We start from the raw sequence: 21,949 nt of genomic DNA on the forward strand, positions 1-21,949 counted from the left end.
CCCCGCCGTTCCTATGGCTGAGCGCCCGGTTCGGCGGTCAGGCGATAGCCGACACCTGGGACGGTCTGAATGAGCTTGGGATTCTGCGGGTCGGTTTCGATTTTCTGGCGCAGCTGGCGCACATAGACGCGCAGATATTCGATGTATTCGTCATGGCCGGGTCCCCAGACATGGGTGAGGGCCTGGTGATGGGTCACCACTTTGCCGGCATGTTCGGCGAGGTAGACGAGGAGATCGAATTCCCGGCGCGAGAGCTTGAGGTGTTCCCCGCCTTGTTTCGCCTCGCGGCCGAGAACGTCGATGGTGAGATCGCCGACGCTGAGGCTCGCGCTCTGGCCCTGCTGCTGCAGGCGGTGACGCAAGGCGGCACGGACGCGGGCCATGAACTCATCGATGCCGAAGGGCTTGGTCACGTAATCGTCGGCGCCGCCGTCAAGGGCCGCAACCTTGCCGGTTTCGTCGTCGCGCACCGAGAGCACGATGATTGGAACGGGCGATTGCTGCCGCACGGCACGTACCAGATCATGGCCGTCCATGTCGGGGAGGCCCAGATCGACCACGACCAGCGCGAAGCGGCCGCGGGCCAAGGCAGCGAGGCCGGCCCGGCCGGTCTCCGCCTCGACGATGCCGAAACCATGCGCGATCAGGCTGCTTTTCAGAAAGCGGCGGATGGCCGGCTCGTCATCGATGATCAGGATGTCCTGGCTGGCGCTCACGCATTCACCTGCAGGGATGTCGGGAAGGTCAGGGTGAAGACGGCCCCCGGGCCGTCGCTCCGGTTGGCGGCACGCATGCCGGCCCCCATAGCTTGCGCGAAGCCGCGGCAGATGGCGAGGCCCAAACCGGTTCCGGCCCGGCGCCGATCCGCGCCGCCGACGCGAAAGAAGCGGTCGAAAATCTTTTCCAGATCGTCCGCGGGAATGCCGGGCCCCTGATCCTTGACACTGACGACCACGGCATCCGGCCCGCCCTCGACCGAAACCTGAATGTCGCTGCCGGGCGGGGCGTATTTGGCGGCATTGTCGAGGAGATTGAGCAGAATCTGGCCAGTGAGGGTCGGATCGATCCGGAGCAGGGGCAAGGCCGGCTCAATCGCAGCCGTGACGCGATGCTGCGACAGCATGGCCTTGGATTGAACCAGTGCCCCCGTCACCACCTCGCCGATATCGGTGGGCTGGATGGAGGGGGCGAGCGCCCCCGCTTCCAGCCGGGTCATATCGAGAATATTGCCGATGAAGCGGTTGAGGCGTTCGGCCTCCTCCTGTGCCGTGCGCAGCAATTCCTCGCGGGTATCGTCGGGAAATTTCTGCCAGAGCGATCGCAGGCTCGAGACCGAGCCGATGATGGAGGCGAGCGGCGTGCGGAAATCATGCGAGATCGAGGTAAGGAGCGCCGTGCGCAATTGTTCCGTCTCGCTCAGCACGCGCGCCTTGTCGATATCCTGCATCAGCTTGATGCGCTCGATGGCGACGGCCGCCTGGTCGCAGAGCGCATCCAGCAGACGTTTCTGCTCCGGCGCGAACATCGGACCGGCTTCTTCGCGGTCGAGCCCCATGACGCCGACCTTGCCGCGCTCGGTCGCCAGCGGCAGGAACAGGCGCCGGGCGCCCGGCAGGGTCTCGGCACCGCGGCCGGCGGGCTTGCCGTGGTCCCAGGCCCAGCGCGCGGCGGCGAGGTCGGCGGCATTTAGCTCGTCATCAGGCGGATAGCCGATGCGCACGGTGATGTCGCCGTTTTCCTCGGGCAGCAGAAGAATGACATGGACGCGCAGCATCAGCGCCATCTGATGCGCCACGGCCCATAAGAGATCGTCCATTTCGCCGATCGCCGCCACCTTGCGGCTGAAATTATAGAGCGCCGCGGTCGAGGCCGCGCGCTGGCGCGAGACGCGCGCTTCGGCGCGCACCCTGGCGGTGAGATTGCTGGTGAGAATCGCCACCATCAGGAAGAAAAAAAGCGCGATGACGTTGGAGGGGTCCGCCACCGTGAAGGTGTGGACCGGTTCCAGGAAGAAGTAGTTGTAAGCGAGCGTGCTGAGGAACGACGCAAAAAGAGACGGCCACAGCCCAAACCTTACGGCGGAAAACAGGACGGCCGCCAGGAACATCATCGAGATATTGGGGAGATCGATGAACTGGTCGATGCCGAGGCCGGCCAGCAAAGCGAGTGCCACCGTCACCGCGCTGCCGACGAAGGGTGTCAGATTGAATGGTTGATATGCACCGGTCAGGGTGCTGTCGCCGGTCTCGTCCGTGACCTGCTCGCCGGCCACGACATGCACGCCGATATTGCCCGAGGCCCGCACCAGATCGCGCACGATCGAGCCGTGCAGGACTTCAAACCAGCGCGAGCGGTTCGATTTGCCGATGATGATCTGGGTGATGTTGTTGGCGCGCGCATAATCGATGAGGTCGGCGGCGATCCTGCTGCCCGGCAGGGTGACGGCGTCGCCCCCCAGGCGTTCCGCCAGACGCAAGGCCTCGTCGATCCTGTCGCGTTCCTTTTCCGAGAGATGGTGATAGCGCGTGGTCTCGACATGGATGGCGCTCCAGCGTGCCTGCATGCGGTCGGCCGCGCGCTTGGTGTAACGGACCAGACCGAACGAGGCCGGATGTTCGTTGACGCAGACCAGCACCCGTTCGCCCGCCGCCCAGGGGCCGGCGATGGCATGCGACTGCATGTAATTGAGCATCTGGTCGTCGACGCGCTGCGCCGTGCGGCGCAAGGCCAGCTCACGCAGGGCCGTGAGATTGCCTTCCGCGAAATAATGCTGCAAGGCACGGTCCGCGGCGTCGCGCATATAGACCTTGCCCTCTTTCAAACGCTGGATGAGGTCTTTCGGCGTGAGATCGATGAGCTCGAGCTCGTCGGCGCGGTCGACAATGCGGTCTGGAAGCGTCTCCCGCACGCGGACATGGGTGATTTGCGCCACCACGTCGTTGAGGCTTTCCAGATGCTGGATGTTGAGGGTCGAATAGACGTCGATGCCGCGGCTCAGCAGCTCTTCGACATCCTGATAGCGCTTGGTATGGCGGCTGCCCTCGGCATTGGTATGGGCCAGTTCGTCGACCAGGACCAGTTGCGGCCGGCGCGCCAGAATGGCGTCGATATCCATCTCCGGCAGGTCGCGGCCGCGATAGGCGACAGATTTGCGCGGGATGATCTCCAGCCCCTCGACCAGGGCTTCGGTTTCGGCGCGGCCGTGGGTTTCGACGACGCCGATCACCACATCGACGCCCTCTTGCCGGCGCTTCCGGCCGGAGAGCAGCATCTCATAGGTCTTGCCAACGCCAGGGGCCGCCCCCAGAAAAATCTTGAGGCGGCCCTGTTGTTCGCGCTGCGCCGATTCGAGCAGAGCGTCGGCGGAAGGTCTGCCTAGCGGATCCGACGCTGTGGCCATCGAATTCTGAAATCCGTCATTTTGCGGCGAGGTCGTCGAGGGCGAGATTGAGCGTTAGCACATTCACGCGCGGCTCGCCAAGGATGCCAAAGGACCGGCCTTCGACATGCGCGTCGACCAATGTCTCGACCACGGCCGGGGCAAGACCGCGCGCGGCGGCCACGCGCTCGACCTGGAAATAGGCCGCCGCCGGCGTGATGTCGGGATCGAGCCCGCTGCCCGAGGCCGTGACAAGATCGACCGGGACCGGGTCCTGCGATGCCCCCCGTTCGGCCGCGGCCGATTGCGCGACGCGGTCGACCAGCGCCTGCGAGGTGGGACCGAGATTGGAACCGGACGAGGCGGCGGCGTCATAGCCGTCGGCACCGGCGGCCGAGGGCCGGCTGTGGAAATAGGTATCGCCGGCGAATTTCTGGCCGATGAGGCTGGAGCCGATGACCGCACCGTCGCGGGTGAGGAGGCTGCCATTCGCCGCATCGGGAAAAGCGAGCTTGGCCACGCCCGTGACGGCCAGCGGATAGGCAAGGCCGGTGATCAGGGTGAGGATGGCCAGCAGCATCAGGGCCGGGCGCAATTGGGCAAACATGTTCATCTCCGTCAAACGATATGGAGGGTGTTGATGACGAGGTCGATCAGCTTGATGCCGATAAAGGGCACCACCAATCCGCCGAGACCGTAGATCACCAGATTGCTGGCAAGGAGCGAGCCGGCGGATTTGGCCTGATAGCGCACGCCCTTCAGCGAGAGCGGAATGAGCGCCACGATGATGAGAGCGTTGAAGATGGTGGCCGAGAGAATGGCGCTTTCCGGCGTCTCCAATCCCATCACGTTCAAGAGACCGAGTTGCGGATAGAAAGCCGCGAACATGGCCGGGATGATGGCGAAGTACTTGGCGACGTCATTGGCGATCGAGAAGGTGGTGAGCGCACCCCGGGTCATCAGGAGCTGCTTGCCGATCATGACGATCTCGATGAGCTTGGTCGGATTGCTGTCGAGATCGACCATATTGCCGGCCTCGCGCGCCGCCTGGGTGCCGGTCTGCATGGCGACACCGACATCGGCCTGAGCGAGCGCCGGTGCGTCATTGGTGCCGTCGCCGCACATGGCGACCAGCTTGCCCTTGGCCTGCTCTTCGCGGATGAGTTTCAGCTTGGTTTCCGGCGTCGCCTGAGCGAGGAAGTCGTCGACCCCGGCCTCGGCGGCGATGGCGGCGGCGGTAAGCGGGTTGTCGCCGGTGATCATCACCGTGCGGATGCCCATGCGCCGCAGCTCCTGAAAGCGTTCGCGGATGCCGCCCTTGACCACGTCCTTGAGATGGATGACGCCCAGGATGCGAGCACCGTCGGCCACCGCCAGCGGCGTGCCGCCGCTCTTGGCAATGCGTTCGGTGATCTCGGTCAGCTCGGGCGAAGCCGCATCGACGCCGCCTTTGCGGGCTTTGACGAAATCGATGACCGCGTCGACCGCGCCCTTGCGGATCGCGTGGCCGTCGACATCCACCCCGCTCATCCGCGTCTGCGCGGTGAAGGGCACGAAGACCGCATGCATCGGCGCCATGTCGCGCCCGCGCAGACCGTATTTCTCCTTGGCGAGCACCACGATGGAACGGCCTTCCGGCGTCTCGTCGCTGAAGGACGCGAGCTGCGCGGCATTGGCAAGTTCCTCGGCACTGACACCGCTCACCGGCACGAATTCGGCGGCCAGACGGTTGCCCAGGGTGATCGTGCCGGTCTTGTCGAGCAGCAGCGTGTCGACGTCGCCCGCGGCTTCGACGGCGCGACCGGACATGGAGAGCACGTTGAACTTCACCAGGCGGTCCATGCCGGCGATCCCGATGGCCGAAAGCAGCGCGCCGATCGTCGTCGGGATCAGGGTGACGAAAAGGGCGATGAGAACGATCACTGAGACGCTGCCGCCGGCATAGGCGGCGAAGCTGGGGATGCTGGCGACGGCGAAGATGAAGATCAGCGTCATGCCTGCCAGAAGGATGTTGAGCGCAATCTCGTTGGGCGTCTTCTGCCGCTTGGCACCTTCAACGAGGCCGATCATGCGGTCGAGGAAGGTCGAGCCCTGGGCCGCCGTGATCTTGACCTTGATCTCGTCGGAAAGGACGCGGGTGCCGCCGGTCACCGCCGAACGATCGCCGCCGCTTTCGCGAATGACGGGAGCGGATTCGCCGGTGATGGCGGATTCGTCGACCGAGGCGATGCCTTCGATCACTTCGCCATCGCCCGGGATGAGATCGCCGGTTTCCACCAGGACGACATCGCCCGGCCGCAGCGAAAGGGCCGAGACAATTTCAAAGGCACGACCGTCGCCGCCGAGCTTCTTCGCCGTGGCATTGATGCGTGATTTGCGCAGCGCATCCGCCTGGGCCTTGCCGCGGCCTTCCGCCACCGCCTCGGCGAAATTGGCGAACAGCACGGTGATCCATAGCCACACGACGATCTGCCCGGCAAACGACGTGCCGGCGCCGATGGCAAGATCGCGGATGAAGAGGATGGTGGCGATCGCCGCCACCAGTTCCACCGCCAGCATCACCGGGTTGGTGTAGAGCTGGCGCGGATCCAGTTTGCGGAAGGAGGCCCAGGCCGCCTGGGTCAGAATCTGGCGGTCGAGCAAGCTTGCCTTGCGAGAAGTGGTCATCTCATCTTTTCCTTAGAACAGCTGGCCGGATTGCATCATCAGATGCTCGACCACCGGGCCCAGAGCGAGGGCCGGGAAATAGGTAAGGCCGCCGACGATCAGCACCACGCCGACCAGCAGCGCGATAAACAGGAAGCCGTCGGTCGGAAACGTGCCGACGCTGGCCGGCGCGGTCTTCTTGGCCGCGAGCGACCCGGCAATGGCCAGCATCGGCAGAATGACGAAGAAGCGGCCGATGAACATCGCGATGGCGCCGGTCACATTGTAGAAGGGCGTGTTGCCGGTGAAGCCGCCGAAGGCACTGCCGTTATTGGCGGCGCTGGAGGTATAGAGATAGAGAATCTCCGAGAAGCCGTGCGGCCCGCCGTCCTGAACGCTCTTCAAGGCGTCAGGCAGGACGGTCGCAAGCGCCGTGAAGCCGAGGATGACGAGCGGCAGACAAAGAATGGCGAGGATCGTCATCTTGACTTCCCGGGCCTCGATCTTCTTGCCGACATATTCCGGCGTGCGGCCGACCATCAGGCCGGCAATGAAGACCGCCAGGATGCAGAACAGCAGCATGCCGTAGAGGCCGGCGCCGACACCGCCGATGATGACTTCGCCCAGCAGCATGTTGATCATGGGGATCATGCCGCCCAAGGCCGTGAAGCTGTCATGCATCGCGTTGACGGCACCGCAGGAGGCCGCTGTCGTGATCACGGCGAAGAGCGACGAATTGGCGATACCGAAGCGAACCTCCTTCCCTTCCATGTTGCCGCCGCTTTGCAAGAGGCCGGCCGATTGGTCCACGTTCAATGCGGCAAAGGCCGGATTGCCCTGGGCTTCGGCCCAATAGCAGATGCCGATTCCGAGCAGGAACAGGACACCCATGGCCGAGAAGATCGCCCAGCCCTGGCGCTGGTTGCCGACCATGCGGCCGAAGACATTGGTGAGGCCCGCGCCGATGGCGAAGATCGCCACCATCTGCACGAAATTGGAGAGGGCGTTCGGGTTCTCATAGGGATGCGCCGCATTGGCGTTGAAGAAGCCGCCGCCATTGGTGCCCAGCATCTTGATGGCGACCTGCGAGGCCACGGGACCTTGCGCGATCGTCTGATGAGCCCCTTCCAGCGTCGTGGCATCGACATAGGCAGCGAGATTCTGCGGCATGCCCTGCGTCACCAGGAAGAGCGCCATGACGAAGGAGAGCGGCAACAGGAGGTAAAGCGTGCAGCGGGTCAAATCGACCCAGAAATTGCCGATGCCGCTCACCGACCGGCGCGCGAAGCCGCGGATCAACGCCACGGCCAGCGCGATGCCGGTCGCCGCCGACAGGAAATTCTGCACGGTCAGACCCAGCATCTGGGTGAGATAGCTCATCGTCGTCTCGCCGCCGTAATTCTGCCAGTTCGTGTTGGTCACGAAGGAGATGGCGGTGTTGAGACCGAGATCGGCGGGAACCGCGCCGAAGCCCTGCGGGTTGAGCGGCAGCAGATCCTGGAACCGCAGCAGGGCATAGAGCAGGACAAAGCCGGCGCCGTTGAAGAGGATCATGGCAATGGCATAGACCGACCAGTGCTGATCCTCGCGGTGATTGATGGCGCAGAGGCGATAGATCAGCCGCTCAACCGGACGCAGGAAGGGAGAAAGGAAAACAGCCTCACCAGCGAAGAGGCGCGTCATATAAGCGCCCAGCGGCTTGGTGAGAGCCATGATCACGACGCAGAACAAGGCGATCTGCAGAAGGCCGTTGGCAGTCATTTCATCACCGGATCAGAGTTTTTCGGGCCAGATGACCGCGAAGGTCATATAGCCGAGGAGCAGCACGACAGCCGCGCCGCCCAGGAGGAAATCGAGGCTCATCGAACCGATTCCTTCAAATATGTGTGCAAGCACGGGCGTAGAAGCAGGCGGCTATAAACAAGCCCGCCGCGACCGCCGTATAAAAAATATCCACCATAACGCATCCCGTCGTTTCGCTGGCCAAGGTGTGGTCGGCCATCGTGTCGTTGGCACGCTATGGAGATACGGCCTTATGGCGTAAAAATTCGAGACGGCTTTGCCGGGAAAAAATAAAGAAGGCATAAAAAAAAGAAGGCGGCGGCTTTCTAAGCCGCCGCCTTGGAAATCCCCCAAACGACTGCGAACAGGCCTTATTCCTCGCCGTAACCGCAGATTCCCTTCACTTCCAGGAAATCGTGGATGCCCCAATCGGCGTATTCGCGGCCGTTGCCGGATTGTTTATAGCCACCGAACGGCGCGAAGGCGTCCCAGGCAGGGTAGTTGATCTTGACCTGGCCGGCGCGGAGCTCACGGGCGACTTTGCGCGCATGCGCCAGATCCTTCGATTGCACATAGGCGGCGAGGCCATAGACCGTGTCATTGGCGATCTCGATCGCCTGGGCCTCGGTCTCGTAGGGCATGATGGCGAGGACCGGCCCGAAGATCTCTTCGCGGGCGATGGTCATGTCCGGCGTCACATTGCCGAAGACGGTCGGGCGAACGTAATAGCCGCGGTTGAGGCCCTCCGGCCGGCCGGTGCCGCCCGCGACCAGCGTGGCGCCTTCCTTGATGCCGGTCTCAATGAGATGCTGGATCTTGTTGAACTGGATCTCGCTCACCACCGGGCCCAGCATGGAATCGGATGAATTGGGATCGCCGACCTTGTGCGCCTCGGCCGCTTTCTTCGCAATGCCCAAAGCCTCGTCGTGACGGGCGAGCGGCACCAGCATGCGGGTGGGTGCGTTGCAGGATTGGCCGCTATTGCCGAAGCAGCCCTGGACACCCTTGGTGACCGCGGTTTCGAAATCGGCATCGGGCAGGATGATGTTGGGCGATTTGCCGCCCAGTTCCTGGCTGACGCGCTTCACCGTGTCGGCGGCGGTCTTCGCGACGATGATGCCGGCGCGGGTCGAGCCGGTGAAGGACATCATGTCGATATCGGGATGGGCGGCCATGACCTGGCCCACCGACGGACCGTCGCCATTGATGAGGTTGAAGACACCGGCGGGGACGCCCGCGTCATGCATGACCTCGGCGAAGATGAGGGCGTTGATCGGTGCCACTTCGCTGGGCTTCAAGACCATGGTGCAGCCGGCAGCCAAGGCCGGCGCCACCTTGGCGACGATCTGGTTCAGGGGCCAGTTCCAGGGCGTGATCAGGCCGACCACGCCGATTCCCTCGCGCACCACGCGGGTCTGACCGCGCTGCTCTTCGAATTCGAAAGCCTCCAGCGCCTTGATCGTCGCCTCGAGATGGGCGATGCCCATCCAGGCCTGGGAATCCCGCGCCATGTCGATGGGGGCCCCCATTTCGGCCGAGACCGCGGCGGCGATGTCGCCCACGCGCGCGTGATAGCATTTCAGGATCTGCTTCAGGAACGCCAGGCGCTCGGCCTTGTCGGTGCGCGAAAAGGCCGGGAAGGCCGCCTTGGCCGCCGCCACGGCCCGGTCGACATCGGCCGCACTACCCATGGAAATCCGGGTAAAGGCTTCCTCGGTCGCGGGGTTGATGACCTCGAGACTCGCCGGTTTCACCGGGTCGACCCAGGCCCCGTTGATATAGAATTTGAGCGCATTCGGCATGATCAGATCCAAACTGTCGGGTTGAGAATGCGGCAGGCTTAACGCAAGCCGCGGCCAAGGTCATCAGAATCCGGCAAAAATCACCCTCTTGCGCCTCAAAACGCGTCATTCGGCCATTTGATTCAGGTCAAAATACCCTGACTCGTAGCTGGGTAGAATGCCTCATCCAGGGAGGTATTGCCTTGTCTGTAGATGTCAGCACCCATGCGGGCCGGTCGCGCGTTTACCGGGAACGGCCGTCCAGGACCGGCCTTGAGACCACGCCGCCCTTGTCCGGCTTCGACCGGGCGCGCCTGCGGCAAATGCCGCTGCTCGCCGGGCTGCCGGTCGCGGCCTTCGAGCGGCTGCTGCCCGCATTCCAGATTCTGTCGACCGGGCGCGATGCGCCGGTCTTTCACCAGGGCGAGACGGCCGATGCGCTCCATATCCTGCTGGAGGGCCGGGTGGCACTTCTCGGCAGCACGCCGGATCACCGCACCTGCATTCTTGAAATCCTCAGCCCCCAGGAAGGTCTGCTCGATCCCTCAGCTCTCCTCGGCGGTGTGCATCCGGTGAGCGCGCGCACCATCGAGGCCTGCCGCATCGCCTGGCTGCCGGAACCCGCCATCCGCGATCTGGTGGATGGCGAACAGGGCCTCTGCCGTGGTGCCGTCGCGCTGCTGACCCAGCATTGGCGCCTGTTCCTGCGCCGGCTGGAAGATCAAAAGCTGCGCTCGGCCCCGCAGCGTCTGGCCGCCTATCTGGCCGAATGCGCAGGATCCAGCCCGCAGCCCCATGCCGGCGGCCCGATCCGCTTCATCCTGGCCGAAGACCGCCGGACCCTCGCCAGCCATCTCGGCATGACGCCGGAGAATCTTTCCCGCGTCATAGGCCAGTTGCGCCAGCACGGCGTCGAACTCAACGGCCGCGCCGTCACGATCTCGGATCTTGCCGGCCTGCGCCAATTCGGTTGCGCCGTCGCCGAATCCTGACGCACTCTGCCGCGCGGACCTGCCGATTTCCGGCAGCCGATGGCGGAGAGCAGCATGATGGACAAGACCCGGCCGGCGCCCTGGCACACGGAAACGCTGGCGGCTCAGGCTTTGGGCTGGATCGATCCTCAGACGGGTGCCGTGGCACCGCCCATCCACATGTCCAGTACCTATCTGCGTACGCCCGGTTACGGCACCGAGCGCGCCTATATCCGCGACGAGAACCCGGCCTTCGACCAGGCCGAAGCCATGCTGACAAAACTGGAAGGCGGTGCCGCGGCACTGTTGTTCGCCTCAGGCATGGCGGCCGCGACATCCGTCTTCATGGCGTTGAAGCCCGGCGATCATGTGATTGCCCCCAAGATGATGTATTGGTCGCTGCGCAATTGGCTCATCGGCTATGCCAGCGAATGGGGCCTCGATGTCGACCTGGTCGACATGAGCGATCTTGCCGCCCTCAAGGCTGCCTTGCGGCCGGGCCGCACGCGGCTGGTCTGGATCGAAACGCCGGGCAATCCTCTCTGGTCGGTCACCGACATTGCCGCCTGCGCAGCACTTGCGCATCAGGCCGGCGCGCGCCTCGCCGTCGATTCCACCGTGGCAACGCCGGTCTTCACGCAGCCGCTCTCGCTCGGTGCCGATCTGGTGATGCATTCCGCCACCAAGTATTTGAACGGCCATTCCGACATCTGCGCCGGCGCGCTCATCACCAAGACCACCGATGCCGATTGGGAACGCATTGTTGCCGTGCGCTACACCCTGGGCGCCATCATCGGCTCGGTCGAGGCCTGGCTGCTGCTCCGTGGCATGCGCTCGCTGTTCCCGCGCGTCCGGCAGCAGGCGGCGACCGCTCTCGAACTCGCGCAGCGATTGGCAGCGCATCCGGCAATCGCTGAGGTGCTCTATCCAGGCCTGCCGGACTTTCCCGGCCATGCGATCGCCACCAGGCAGATGCAAGGCGGTTTCGGCGGCATGCTGTCGGTTCGCGTCAAGGCGGGGACAAATGCCGCCAAGGCCGTCGCCGCGCAAGTTGAACTTTGGCAGCGTGCCACCTCGCTCGGCGGCACCGAGAGCCTGATCGAGCACCGTGCCAGCATCGAAGGTCCCGACAGTCCGGTGCCGGGCGATTTGCTGCGCCTCTCGGTCGGACTCGAACATCCGGGCGATCTCTTCGCCGATCTCGACCGGGCCTTGCAGCGTGCGATCAACTGAGGGGTATCAGGCGGCGGGCAGGTCGAGTTCCACGCGCAAGCCGCCGAGCGCGCTGTCCTTGAGGGTGAGACTGCCGCGATAAAGCGTGGCGATCTCGCGCACGATGTCGAGTCCCAGGCCCGATCCCGGCATGCGTTCATCAAGGCGCTGACCGCGCGTCAGCACCGCCGCGCGCGCATCCGGCGAGATACCCGGCCCGTCATCCTCGATCACGATCCGCAGGCGCTGGCCATTCCGCACCGCTGACATCCTCATGCGCGAGACAGCCCATTTGCAGGCATTGTCGGCAAGATTGCCGATCATCTCGGCGAGATCCTCCGCGTCGCCGGCAAAGGCAAGATCGGGCGCCACATCCGTCGTCATCGACAATCCGCGCTCGCGGTAGATCACGTCCAGCGAGAAGACAAGGTCGTCGCAGATGCCTTTGAGCGGCGCCCGTGCATGACCCGCCGCCGAAGGACCTGCAGTGCGGATGCGCTTCAGGATACGTTCGACCTGGGCGGTGACGTTCTCCACTTGCTGGCCCAGAATCATGCGCTGCGATTCAGGCAGTGTGGTGATTTCCTGAGCGAGAACGGAAAGGGGATTCTTGAGTGCATGGGCGAGATTGCCGGCCTCGTTGCGGGCGCGTTCCAGAAGCTGTCGGTTGTGATCGATGAGGGCGTTCACTTCCTCACCCACCGGGGCAATCTCGTCGGGGAACTTCTCCGTCAACCGCTCGGCCCGGCCGCTGCGGATGGCCGCAATCTCGCGCCGGAGCGCGGCCAGTGGCCGCAGGCCGAATCCAACCTGCAGATAGATGGCGATGAGAAATGCCACGCCCAGCACCAGAAACGTCACCAGGATGTGCAGGCTGAATTGATTGAGATCGGCGTCGATCTCGTCACACGGTGCAGCCACCACGAAAGTGACCGGCGTATCGGCACCCGGCAGCACGACATGGCTGGTAAAGACCCGCAATTCGCGATCTCCCGGCCCGGCTGTTTCGATAATCCCATCCATCTGCGTGAGCAAAGGCAGGGCACCCGGCCCCAAAGGACCGGCGGAAAGCGATTGCTGCACCACCAGGCCCTTCTGCGCCACTTGCCAGTACCAGCCACTGAGCGGCCGGGAGAACCGGGGATCGGCGGGAATATAGGCCAGTTGTAGCGCGCCCTGATCGTCGATCCGGCTCGCCGCCAGCAATTCGCGCTGATTGGCGGCAAGCGCGGCATCGATCTGCCCTTCGAGATGGATCAGAAAAGCCCAATGCAGCAGCAGACCGGCAAGGACCAGCACAGGAAGCGCCCAGAGCGCCGCCGCCGCCATCAAGCGCAGCTTCAGCGATTGCGGGAAGAGTGTGCCGAACCAGTTCGTCATAGCGCCAGCACATAACCCTGGCCGCGCCGCGTCTCGATGGTCTCGGTGCCCAGCTTCTTGCGCAGGCGGTTGATCAGCACTTCGACCACATTGCTGTCGCGGTCGAAACTCTGGTCGTAGATATGTTCCGTGATCTCCGTCTTCGAGATGACAGCGCCGCGTCGCATCATGAGATAGGCAGTGAGGCGATATTCCAGCGGCGTCATGATCACCGGCCGCCCATCCCGATAGACCAACCCTTGCGCGGTATCCAGCGTCAGAGGCCCAATGGTGACAACCGAGCTGGCAACCCCCTTGGCGCGGCGGATGAGCGCCTCGATGCGGGCGACGATCTCCTCCATCTGGAACGGCTTCACCACGTAATCGTCGGCGCCGCTGCGCAGGCCCTTCACCTTCTCGGTCCAGGAATCGCGCGCGGTCAAAATCAGCACTGGGGTCGCAATGCCCTGTTTGCGCCATTTTTCGAGAACCGACAAGCCGTCGAGTTGCGGCAGGCCGAGGTCGAGAACGATGGCATCATAGGATTCCGTGGCACCCAGATGATGGCCGTCTTCGCCATCTCCGGCGATATCGACAACATAACCGGCAGCCTGCAACGAACCAGCAAGCTGGCGCTGGATATCCCGGTCATCTTCGACGATCAGCAGGCGCATGCGACTTCCCCCTCAATCATCGCCACCCCCTTCGCCGCCTTCACCACCGCCGTCGCTACCGCCACCGTCGCCACCACCTTCGCCACCGCTCCCACTATTCCCGCCGCCGCTGCCGCCGCTATCGCCACCACCCTCGCCACCTTCGCCGCCGCCGTCACCGCCGTCGCCGCCGTCGCCGCTGTCACCGGAATTGTCGTTGCCATCATCATTGCCATTGTCGTCGCCGGAATCGCTCTCGGCCGCATCTGGCTCCGCTTCCCCTCCACCGTCCCGGTCGGAGAGTCGTGCCCTCAAAGTGGCAATCTCCGGATCCGATTGCGGCCCTATCACGCGCTTGAGATCGAGATCCACCAGATCGAAATCCAGTACCGCCACGCTGCCGCTGACGGTCAGCACGCGCACCTCGTAAACCCAGGTGCAGGTCCCGCCGATCGTGCGCTGGGCGATGGCGACGGCCAGGGGTTCGGCGCTGACGCTGCTGGCCAATTCGCCATAGAGCGCGGCGGTGCCGGCGGCCCCGCCGGGCGTGCCACCAGCGCAATCCCCCGCCCGAGCCGAATGCGCCATGCCGAAGGCGCAGGCCATCACCGCAAGCGCTATCCGCGGCCGCGCCGGCAGGATCGAGGGTCGCTGGATGAGATTTGACGGCACGGTATCGAGATCTGCGCAGTTGGTGGTGAGGCTACGGCGTTGCCTTCGGCCAGGTCTCGGCGGCATGGCCGGGAACATCGCCTTAGATGACGCCAGCCTAGCTTAAGCCAAGCTTAAATTGACGATAAGGCAGGATTCAGCTTGCCGTCCCTAAAGTACCCCTCAGCCGGCGATGGGTCGGCACCGACAGCGCCCCGAGACCCCCGGCGCCAGTTTCTTGCAGGAGGAAACATCATGAACGAACAAAACGGCCATTTCGCATCGCCCCGGCAGCTATTGCTCAGCAGCGTTGCGGGCCTCGCCCTGGTCGCGGCTCTGGCCGCGATGCCGGTCAAATACGATCGCCTGGTCATGGGCCAGGTCGATATCGCCACCGCCCAGGCCGATGGTGGAGAGGGCGGCGAAGGTGGCGGCGGCGGTGATGGCGGTGATGGCGGCAGCGAAGGGGGTGGGGGTGGAGACAGCGATGGCGGCGAGCATGGCGGCAGCGACGACAGCGGCGAACATGGCGGCAGTGATGACAGCGGCGAGCGCGGCGAGAGCGGGGATGACAGCGGCGAATCCGGAGACAGCGGTGAATCCGGGGACGATGACGGCACCCCCGATCAGGGCAGCGGCGACGTCCCGGCCAGCACCCCGCCGGTAGCCCCGCCGGTCGTCCCGCCTGTGGCTGGCGACGATGACGGCACACCCGACCAGGGCACCGGCGACAATTGATTTAAGCGCGCCTGATTTAGGCGCATTGGTGATTTAAGCGCGCTGGCCGAACGAACAGGCCCGGTCCACTGACCGGGCCTGTGTCCCTTCTGCGCCAGTGAGGCGTTTGGATTGCATCGCCCGGCCGGAACCGGAACAATGCGGGGCCTGAGGCCCTACCCCCCTGTCACCGCCCCGGCGGAAAATCTTAGAAAATCCACAAGCCTGAGGCTGAACGGCCAGCGGCCCTTGGTCGCTGGCTCGATAAACCATGGCATCCTCGTCAAAAGGGTGCAGAATGCCATGATCCCAGTGCAAAGGACGGACCATGAAGCCTAAAACCATCTGGTTGCTGGTCGCCGACGGCCAGCGTGCGCAGATTTATCGCTATTTCGGTGCCACGCGGCAGGCGGAAGCCGAAGCGGATCTCGCTTTCGCGCGGGACGGTGCGCCCAGTCGCGCGATCCGCACAGACAAGGCCGGCCGCATGCAACCCAGCGCCGGCAGCGGTGGCGCCGCCTTTTCGCCGCGGGCGGATGCCCATGACCAGGAGGAAGAACGCTTTCTGGACAAGGTCGCTACCAGCGTGAACGCGGCAATCGATGCCGGGCGCTGCGACGAAATCATCCTGGCGGCACCGCCGAGAGCCCTCGGCCATCTACGGCGCGTCATCCCGCCGATGATGCTGAAGCGCATCAAGGCCGAGATCGACAAGGATTTCACCAAGACCGAGATCGCGAAACTCGGGGCGCTCGTCGCCGAGCATCTGCAAGGCTGAGCACCGCTATTTCGCGCCGATCACCTTTTCCAGGTCGCGAATGAGCTTGAGGCGCGCCTTGTCGTTCTCCATGCCCTGCAGGCGGCGATGGAGATCGAGATTGAGCACCGACAACTCGTTGTGCCAGTCCCAGCCCTGGCGCAAGGCTTCGGCACCGCTATTGACCAGCCGTGCCGGTGCGTCGCCCGCGATGAGCAATGGTCCGTCGGCACGGTCGAGCTGATAGCGCTGATCGAGGGCCGGCACGAAGAGACGTTCGGCATCGACACCCTCCATCTCGCCAAGTCCGCGTGCCAGGCCAGCCAGGGCTTCCGGCTCGCCATGGGTGAGGAAAATGCCCTTGTGCACCGGAAGGCGCGCCTGCGCCCAGGCGAGAAGATCGGCACGGTCGGCATGGCCGGAATAGATGTCGAGGCGGCGGATGCGCGCCTTCACCGCCAATTCCTCACCCATGATCCGAACCCGGTCGGCGCCATCCTCCAACAGCCGGCCCAGGGTGCCGCGCGCCTGAAAGCCGGACAGCAGCACAGTGGCATCCGGCCGCCAGATATTGTGGCGGAGGTGATGCCGGATGCGCCCTGCCTCGCACATGCCCGAAGCCGAGATGATGACGATGCCCCCGGCGATGCGGTTCAATTGCTGCGATTGCTCGGCCGAGGCGGTGAAATGGATGTTGGGCGCGCGAAACGGACTTTCTCCGACGGGGGCGACATCAAGAAGATGCGCGTGCCGCTCGAAAACCTCGGTCGCCCGCGTGGCGAGCGGTGAATCGAGATAAACTGGAAGGCGCGGCAGCTTGTCCCGCGCCATCAGCGTGATGATGTCGGAGAGCAATTCCTGCGAGCGCTCGACGGCGAAAGCCGGGATGATGATATTGCCGCCGGCCGCGATCGCCGCCTGCATCTCCGCCAGCAGCACACCCTGACGTCCATCATCGTCGAGATCGATGCGGTCGCGATCGCCATAGGTCGATTCCATGACGAGATAATCGACGCCCTGGGGTGCCTGCGGACTTTCCTGCAAGGCCGGATTCCTGGGGCCGAGATCGCCGGAGAAAAGGATTTTCAAGAGCGGCTGCGCGGCATTTCCCGTCTCGACCTCCAGCTCGATCGAGCCCGATCCCAGGATATGCCCGGCATTCCACCAGCGCGCTTTCATGCCCGGCGCCACCTCGCGCCAGACGTCGTAGGTGAGGCCGCGGATTTGTTTCAGCGTGCGCGCGGCATCAATCTCGGTATAGATCGGCTCGACCTCGTCCTCGCCGAAGCGCCGACGGCGGCGGTTGAGCTGGCCGACTTCGCTTTCCTGGATCTGCGCGGAATCGGGCAGCATCCAATCCAGCAATTCCTCGGTTCCCATGGTGGTGTAGATGGGTCCCCGATAGCCGGCCCGGACCAGTTTCGGCAGCAATCCCGAATGATCGATATGCGCATGGGTCAGCAGCACCGCGTCGAACTTCCGCGCATCAAAGGGGAACGGGCGGTAGTTCAGTTCCTTCAGCGTCTTGGGCCCCTGGAACATGCCGCACTCGACCAGGATGCGCGCCTTGGGGGTTTCCAGCACGAACATCGAACCGGTCACCGTGCCGGCGGCGCCGAAGAAACCCAAATTGGTCGTCATCTACTCATGCTCCTTCGGGAATCAGGACGGCGGCACCCGTGACGGCACCGCGGCGCAGACGATCCAGTGCCACATTTGCCTCGCCAAGGGAATGCCGCTCGATGGTGGTTTCAATTCCCGCCTGAGGAACCAGTGCCAGGAATTCCTCGGCGTCCTGGCGCGTGAGATTGGCGACCGAGCGGATCTGGCGTTCTTCCCACAGTAATCTATATGGAAAGCCCGGTATGTCGCTCATATGGATGCCGGCGCAGACCACGATGCCGCCGGGCCGCACCGCCTGCAGCGCCAGGGGCACATGCGCACCCACCGGGGCAAAGAGAATCGCAGCATCGAGTTCTACCGGCGGGCGTTCTTCAGCGGCACCCACCCAGGAAGCCCCGAGATCGCGCGCGAGATCCTGCGCAGCCCTGTCATCGGGCCGGGTAAAGGCGAAGGTCTCGCGCCCCTGCCAGCGCAGCACTTGCGTGAGGATATGCGCGGCGGCACCGAAACCATAAAGCCCGATGCGGCGTCCCTCGCCGGCAAGACGCAGGGCGCGATAGCCGATCAGCCCCGCGCAGAGCAAGGGGGCTGCGTGTGCTGCATCGAGGCGGGGATCGAGTTTGAAACAATAGCGCGCATCGGCCAGCATCGCATCGGCATAGCCGCCATCCAGCGTATAGCCGGTGAAGCGCGCCGCGCGGCAGAGGTTCTCCTGCCCGCCGCGGCAATAGGCGCATTGCCCGCAGGTCCAGCCCAGCCAGGGCACGCCGACGCGCTCGCCGATGGCAAAGCCCGCGACGCCAGCGCCCAGCGCCGACACGCGGCCCACCACTTCGTGACCGGGAATGATTGGGAGAGGCGCCCGCGGAAGCTCGCCGTCGACGACATGAAGATCCGTCCGGCAGACACCGCAGGCTTCGATGGCGATCCGGATCTGACCGGGCGACGGATCCGGCAGATCGAGCGATACCGCACGCAGCAACTCGCCGCATCGATGCAATTGCATGGCTCGCATGAACCGCCCCTCAGCGCGTGAATCTTTCGGGGCGAAGGCTATTCGTTGTCGCGTTCGCCACCAGCCAAGTATAGCAGGCGGATGAAGCTGCGCAGCATCAGGATCTGCTGCGGCAAAATCGCCGGATCCTTAAGCACCTTCGACATGACGATGCCGCCCTCGATCACGGTTGCGACCATATCGGCAAGATGCTGGGGATCGATTTCCTCGCGCGGCGCGTAGCGGGTATGGATGTCGTCGATCATGCCGCGGAAGCGCACGCGCCAAGACAGCACCGCCTGGCGGTTGAGATCGCGGATCTCCTGGTCGAACAGGCGCTCGTTATAGCAATAGGTGGTGACCAGACAGCCCGGATGCCCGTCCGGGAGATCGGCCATCATTTCCGCCAGCAGCTTCAGGCCGACCAGGAAGGTGTGCAAGGGATCGTCGGTAAGGTCGCGGGCACGGCCGAAAATCTGGTTGAGGATGCGCTCGTCCTGGGCGAGGTGACGTTCCAGCAGCGAATGCGCCAACCGGTTCTTGTCGCGGAAGTGATAGAAGAACCCGCTCTTGGTGATCCCGGCCTCGGCGATCAATTCCTCGATCGAGGTGCCGCCGAATCCCTTCTGCAGGATCGCCGCCTCGGCGATGTCGAGCAGGCGCTCGCGCGTTTCCAATCCCTTGCCCATGGCCCGGCTCCATCCTCCACGATGTCTTTCACATGGTTGGCGACTGTACCCGCGGTACAGTTTTTCCACCTTGCCAGATACCGGCGGCGGCATTTGTGAAGCGCTTCACAGCGCCAACCGCCCAGGCGATGCAGTTTACGGCATCGGCGCCGACCATACCACGCGTTCACTAGCGCCAGGGGCGCCCTCGCCGATAGATCACACCGCACAACAGGCCGCCAACGGCCAGCTTTGTTAACAAATTGGGAAGAGACCGGAACCATGAGCCAATATCGTCAAAACCTGCCGCAGATGAAGGATGGCATCTACCTCGCCGACGGCGGCCTCGAGACCACCCTGGTGTTTCACGACGGGCTGGACCTGCCCTGCTTCGCCGCCTTTCCGCTGCTCGACACCACCAAGGGGCGTGACACGCTGCGGGCCTATTTCGCCCGCTATATGAAGATCGCCGCGCAGAACGGCCTCGGTTTCATCCTGGATACCGCCACCTGGCGGGCCAATACCGATTGGGGTGCGAAGGTCGGCTACGACCAGACGGCGCTCGACCGCGTCAACCGCGATGCCGTCACCTTCATCGCCGATCTCCGCGCCAATCTTGCCAATGCCGGGAAACCGGTCGTGCTGTCGGGCGTCATCGGCCCGCGCGGCGACGGCTATGTGGCCGGGGCGGCGATGTCGGAGCGTGAGGCGGAAACCTATCACGCCCGGCAGGCCATCGCCTTCGCCGATTCCGAATGCGACATGGTGAGCGCCGTCACCATGACCAACATTCCGGAAGCGATCGGCATCGCCCGCGCCGCCAAGGCGGTGAAGATGCCGGTGGTGATCTCGTTCACGGTCGAGACCGACGGCAACCTGCCGAGCGGCGATTCGCTGGAGAACGCCATCACCGCCACCGATACGGCGACCGGCGGCTACCCCGCCTATTACATGATCAATTGCGCCCATCCGACGCATTTCCAGCAGCGCCTCGGCAAGGGCGGCTGGATAGAGCGCATCGGCGGCGTGCGGGCCAATGCCTCGGCAAAAAGCCATGCCGAGCTTGATGCCGCGACCGAGCTCGATCCCGGCAACCCGCAGGAGCTGGCGGCGCAATACCGCGAACTCCGCCGCCTGCTGCCGCGCGCGAATGTGCTGGGCGGTTGCTGCGGCACCGACCACCGGCATATCGAACACATCGCCCATGCTTGCGCGGCGTAAGGGAGATTCGTGATGCGATTTGCCGCGATGGCGCAACAAGCCAGGCCCCGGCCGCAGCTCCTGTCGCTGCGGCCGGCGACACCGGACGATGCCGACGACATCGTTGCCCTCACCATCGCCGCCGGCGACGGCCTGCCGCTCGCCTTGTGGCGGCAGATGGCGCAACCAAGCGAGGATCCACAGGCGCTCGGCCGGCAGCGGGCACAACGCCTGACCGGCGGCTATTCCTATACCCGCGCCGAGATGGCCGAGCTGGACGGCAGCGTCGCCGGCGGCATCATCGATTATGCGCTGGGCGACGAACCCGATCCGATCACGGCCGAGACACCGGCGCTCATCGTGCCGCTCAATGAACTCGAAAACCTTGTCTGCGGGTCGTGGTACGTCAACATCCTCGCCGTGAAGCCACTCTGGCGGCGCCTCGGCCTCGGGCGGATGCTGTTGGAAGCAGCCGAGCGGCGTGGCCGCGCCAATGGTCGCGCGGAGCTCAGCATCATCGTGTCCGATGCCAACCACCCCGCCCAGGCGCTTTATGCCGCCTTCGGGTTTCATGAAAAAGCCACGCGACCGATGGTGAAACAAGGCTGGGACGGCCCCGGGCAGAACTGGCGATTGCTCACCAAGAAGCTTTAGAAAACCGGCCGCACATATTCCTTCTGTCATCCAGTCGTCATCGAATGCGCCCTTCTGTCCACTTGCGCCAGCCGGCGCTTGTCGCCACATTTCCGTGGCCCAGCAGTTTGGGCACGGGATTTGGACAGGAAGCGTATTCGAGATGGCAAGTTCCGCCGACAGATCAAGCCGTCATCGGCGACATCGCCGCGCCGGATTCTGGCAACGCCTCGCACGTATGCTGCGCTTCCGCCTCGCCATTCCGATGATGCGTTCGCATCACAGCCCCGAACATGCCGCGCGCGGCACGATGATCGGCCTTGCCTGGGCCTTCACGCCGACCATCGGCATCCAGATGCCCCTGGTCTTCGTGAGCTGGATCATCGCGCGGCGGATCTTCAATTGGGATTTCAGTCTGCTCCTGGGCCTTGCCTGGACCTGGGTCACCAATGCCTTCACTTTGGTGCCGACCTATTACCTCTTCTATCTCACCGGCCAGGTGATGATGGGCCATTGGGGCGATCTCTCGGGCTATGACCGCTTTGCCGGGATCTGGTCCGGCGCCTTCAGCCCGGATCTTACGCTGTGGCAGGAAGTGGTCATCATGAGCAAGGTCCTGGTGCTGGATTGGGGTGCCGCCATGTGGCTGGGCTCACTGCCCTGGGCCGCCCTCACCGCCTTTCTCGGCTATCGCTACAGCCTCAAATTCGTGCGCGCCCACCGTCATGCCCGGGCCGAGCGCATGGCCCGCCGCCACGGCCATCGTGAGCATCACGGGCACGAGCATCGCCATGGTTTTGGGCCGCGGCGGCACCATCATCCCGAGCCCGGTGCAAAATCGGTGCCCTGAGCCCTCCCCCGGCCGCCTTGATTTGATCCGGGGCGCTGGATAGGTTCTCCCCGAACACATGCGGGGGAAGATC

At 64.3% G+C, this 21,949-nt stretch carries 19 protein-coding genes; 7 read left to right on the forward strand and 12 right to left on the reverse strand.

Annotated features, from left to right (window positions below; genetic code table 11):
- Positions 1–11 precede the first annotated feature (11 nt).
- The 6 genes from ACE3PR_RS05340 to ACE3PR_RS05365 form a co-directional block, all read right to left on the reverse strand.
- Positions 12–716 (reverse strand): response regulator, encoded by a 705-nt coding sequence (locus ACE3PR_RS05340; RefSeq protein WP_374368973.1) that lies wholly within the window; start codon positions 714–716, stop codon positions 12–14.
- Positions 713–3,400 (reverse strand): DUF4118 domain-containing protein, encoded by a 2,688-nt coding sequence (locus tag ACE3PR_RS05345; RefSeq protein WP_374368975.1) that lies wholly within the window; start codon positions 3,398–3,400, stop codon positions 713–715. Before ACE3PR_RS05345 ends, ACE3PR_RS05340 begins: the two co-directional genes overlap by 4 nt.
- Positions 3,401–3,416: 16 nt before the next feature.
- A complete protein-coding gene (gene kdpC / locus ACE3PR_RS05350) occupies positions 3,417–3,986 on the reverse strand; it encodes a potassium-transporting ATPase subunit KdpC (RefSeq protein ID WP_374368977.1) in 570 nt (189 codons plus the stop codon).
- Between the two features lie 11 nt (positions 3,987–3,997).
- Positions 3,998–6,046 carry a potassium-transporting ATPase subunit KdpB gene (kdpB, locus tag ACE3PR_RS05355; RefSeq protein ID WP_374368980.1) on the reverse strand — a complete coding sequence of 683 codons (2,049 nt, stop codon included), beginning with the start codon at positions 6,044–6,046 and terminating at the stop codon, positions 3,998–4,000.
- 12 nt (positions 6,047–6,058) lie between these two features.
- The gene (gene kdpA, locus ACE3PR_RS05360) at positions 6,059–7,786 is read right to left on the reverse strand and encodes a potassium-transporting ATPase subunit KdpA (protein ID WP_374368982.1); all 1,728 of its coding nucleotides are present in this window, start codon (positions 7,784–7,786) and stop codon (positions 6,059–6,061) included.
- 392 nt (positions 7,787–8,178) lie between these two features.
- Complete coding sequence (locus ACE3PR_RS05365; RefSeq protein WP_374368984.1) at positions 8,179–9,609, reverse strand: aldehyde dehydrogenase family protein; 1,431 nt, start codon at positions 9,607–9,609, stop codon at positions 8,179–8,181.
- A gap of 182 nt (positions 9,610–9,791) precedes the next feature.
- Here ACE3PR_RS05365 and ACE3PR_RS05370 point away from each other — a divergent pair, with 182 nt between their 5' ends.
- Both ACE3PR_RS05370 and ACE3PR_RS05375 read left to right on the forward strand, forming a co-directional pair.
- Positions 9,792–10,580 carry a helix-turn-helix domain-containing protein gene (locus ACE3PR_RS05370; protein ID WP_374368986.1) on the forward strand — a complete coding sequence of 263 codons (789 nt, stop codon included), beginning with the start codon at positions 9,792–9,794 and terminating at the stop codon, positions 10,578–10,580.
- A 54-nt stretch (positions 10,581–10,634) separates the two neighbouring features.
- Positions 10,635–11,792 carry a PLP-dependent aspartate aminotransferase family protein gene (locus ACE3PR_RS05375; protein ID WP_374368988.1) on the forward strand — a complete coding sequence of 386 codons (1,158 nt, stop codon included), beginning with the start codon at positions 10,635–10,637 and terminating at the stop codon, positions 11,790–11,792.
- A gap of 6 nt (positions 11,793–11,798) precedes the next feature.
- Here the strand turns inward: ACE3PR_RS05375 and ACE3PR_RS05380 are convergent, their stop codons facing one another.
- Genes ACE3PR_RS05380 through ACE3PR_RS05390 form a run of 3 tightly spaced genes read right to left on the reverse strand, consistent with a single transcriptional unit; the run spans position 11,799 to position 14,455 of the window.
- A complete protein-coding gene (locus ACE3PR_RS05380) occupies positions 11,799–13,151 on the reverse strand; it encodes an ATP-binding protein (protein WP_374368990.1) in 1,353 nt (450 codons plus the stop codon).
- Positions 13,148–13,804, reverse strand: a complete 657-nt coding sequence (locus tag ACE3PR_RS05385; RefSeq protein WP_374368992.1) for a response regulator — start codon at positions 13,802–13,804, stop codon at positions 13,148–13,150. Before ACE3PR_RS05385 ends, ACE3PR_RS05380 begins: the two co-directional genes overlap by 4 nt.
- Before the next feature lie 12 nt (positions 13,805–13,816).
- Positions 13,817–14,455 carry a hypothetical protein gene (locus ACE3PR_RS05390; RefSeq protein ID WP_374368994.1) on the reverse strand — a complete coding sequence of 213 codons (639 nt, stop codon included), beginning with the start codon at positions 14,453–14,455 and terminating at the stop codon, positions 13,817–13,819.
- 234 nt (positions 14,456–14,689) lie between these two features.
- Here ACE3PR_RS05390 and ACE3PR_RS05395 point away from each other — a divergent pair, with 234 nt between their 5' ends.
- On the forward strand, positions 14,690–15,172 hold the full coding sequence (locus ACE3PR_RS05395) for a hypothetical protein (RefSeq protein WP_374368996.1): 483 nt from the start codon (positions 14,690–14,692) through the stop codon (positions 15,170–15,172).
- A gap of 307 nt (positions 15,173–15,479) precedes the next feature.
- Positions 15,480–15,929 carry a host attachment protein gene (locus tag ACE3PR_RS05400; RefSeq protein ID WP_374368998.1) on the forward strand — a complete coding sequence of 150 codons (450 nt, stop codon included), beginning with the start codon at positions 15,480–15,482 and terminating at the stop codon, positions 15,927–15,929.
- Between the two features lie 6 nt (positions 15,930–15,935).
- Here the strand turns inward: ACE3PR_RS05400 and ACE3PR_RS05405 are convergent, their stop codons facing one another.
- Genes ACE3PR_RS05405 through ACE3PR_RS05415 form a run of 3 tightly spaced genes read right to left on the reverse strand, consistent with a single transcriptional unit; the run spans position 15,936 to position 19,214 of the window.
- Positions 15,936–17,549, reverse strand: a complete 1,614-nt coding sequence (locus tag ACE3PR_RS05405; RefSeq protein WP_374369000.1) for an MBL fold metallo-hydrolase RNA specificity domain-containing protein — start codon at positions 17,547–17,549, stop codon at positions 15,936–15,938.
- A gap of 4 nt (positions 17,550–17,553) precedes the next feature.
- The gene (locus ACE3PR_RS05410) at positions 17,554–18,546 is read right to left on the reverse strand and encodes a zinc-dependent alcohol dehydrogenase family protein (protein WP_374369002.1); all 993 of its coding nucleotides are present in this window, start codon (positions 18,544–18,546) and stop codon (positions 17,554–17,556) included.
- A 38-nt stretch (positions 18,547–18,584) separates the two neighbouring features.
- Positions 18,585–19,214, reverse strand: coding sequence for a TetR/AcrR family transcriptional regulator (locus tag ACE3PR_RS05415; protein ID WP_374369004.1), 630 nt, complete (start codon positions 19,212–19,214; stop codon positions 18,585–18,587).
- Between the two features lie 261 nt (positions 19,215–19,475).
- Between ACE3PR_RS05415 and ACE3PR_RS05420 the strand changes: the two genes are divergently transcribed.
- From ACE3PR_RS05420 to ACE3PR_RS05430, 3 genes are all read left to right on the forward strand, one after another.
- On the forward strand, positions 19,476–20,414 hold the full coding sequence (locus tag ACE3PR_RS05420) for a homocysteine S-methyltransferase family protein (RefSeq protein WP_374369006.1): 939 nt from the start codon (positions 19,476–19,478) through the stop codon (positions 20,412–20,414).
- Between the two features lie 12 nt (positions 20,415–20,426).
- The gene (locus ACE3PR_RS05425; RefSeq protein ID WP_374369008.1) at positions 20,427–21,047 is read left to right on the forward strand and encodes a GNAT family N-acetyltransferase; all 621 of its coding nucleotides are present in this window, start codon (positions 20,427–20,429) and stop codon (positions 21,045–21,047) included.
- 142 nt (positions 21,048–21,189) lie between these two features.
- The gene (locus ACE3PR_RS05430; protein ID WP_374369010.1) at positions 21,190–21,876 is read left to right on the forward strand and encodes a DUF2062 domain-containing protein; all 687 of its coding nucleotides are present in this window, start codon (positions 21,190–21,192) and stop codon (positions 21,874–21,876) included.
- Positions 21,877–21,949 lie beyond the last annotated feature (73 nt).

The organism is Dongia sp. (assembly GCF_041909655.1).
In the GTDB taxonomy this organism is placed as follows: domain Bacteria; phylum Pseudomonadota; class Alphaproteobacteria; order Dongiales; family Dongiaceae; genus Dongia.

Bases quoted from the DNA above. Each gene is read 5' to 3' on its own strand.
- ACE3PR_RS05345 (WP_374368975.1), bottom strand. From the start codon at position 3,400: ATGGCCACAGCGTCGGATCCGCTAGGCAGACCTTCCGCCGACGCTCTG.
- kdpC (WP_374368977.1), bottom strand. From the start codon at position 3,986: ATGTTTGCCCAATTGCGCCCGGCCCTGATGCTGCTGGCCATCCTCACC.
- kdpB (WP_374368980.1), bottom strand. From the start codon at position 6,046: ATGACCACTTCTCGCAAGGCAAGCTTGCTCGACCGCCAGATTCTGACC.
- kdpA (WP_374368982.1), bottom strand. From the start codon at position 7,786: ATGACTGCCAACGGCCTTCTGCAGATCGCCTTGTTCTGCGTCGTGATC.
- ACE3PR_RS05365 (WP_374368984.1), bottom strand. From the start codon at position 9,609: ATGCCGAATGCGCTCAAATTCTATATCAACGGGGCCTGGGTCGACCCG.
- ACE3PR_RS05375 (WP_374368988.1), top strand. From the start codon at position 10,635: ATGATGGACAAGACCCGGCCGGCGCCCTGGCACACGGAAACGCTGGCG.
- ACE3PR_RS05380 (WP_374368990.1), bottom strand. From the start codon at position 13,151: ATGACGAACTGGTTCGGCACACTCTTCCCGCAATCGCTGAAGCTGCGC.
- ACE3PR_RS05385 (WP_374368992.1), bottom strand. From the start codon at position 13,804: ATGCGCCTGCTGATCGTCGAAGATGACCGGGATATCCAGCGCCAGCTT.
- ACE3PR_RS05395 (WP_374368996.1), top strand. From the start codon at position 14,690: ATGAACGAACAAAACGGCCATTTCGCATCGCCCCGGCAGCTATTGCTC.
- ACE3PR_RS05400 (WP_374368998.1), top strand. From the start codon at position 15,480: ATGAAGCCTAAAACCATCTGGTTGCTGGTCGCCGACGGCCAGCGTGCG.
- ACE3PR_RS05405 (WP_374369000.1), bottom strand. From the start codon at position 17,549: ATGACGACCAATTTGGGTTTCTTCGGCGCCGCCGGCACGGTGACCGGT.
- ACE3PR_RS05410 (WP_374369002.1), bottom strand. From the start codon at position 18,546: ATGCGAGCCATGCAATTGCATCGATGCGGCGAGTTGCTGCGTGCGGTA.
- ACE3PR_RS05415 (WP_374369004.1), bottom strand. From the start codon at position 19,214: ATGGGCAAGGGATTGGAAACGCGCGAGCGCCTGCTCGACATCGCCGAG.
- ACE3PR_RS05420 (WP_374369006.1), top strand. From the start codon at position 19,476: ATGAGCCAATATCGTCAAAACCTGCCGCAGATGAAGGATGGCATCTAC.
- ACE3PR_RS05425 (WP_374369008.1), top strand. From the start codon at position 20,427: ATGCGATTTGCCGCGATGGCGCAACAAGCCAGGCCCCGGCCGCAGCTC.
- ACE3PR_RS05430 (WP_374369010.1), top strand. From the start codon at position 21,190: ATGGCAAGTTCCGCCGACAGATCAAGCCGTCATCGGCGACATCGCCGC.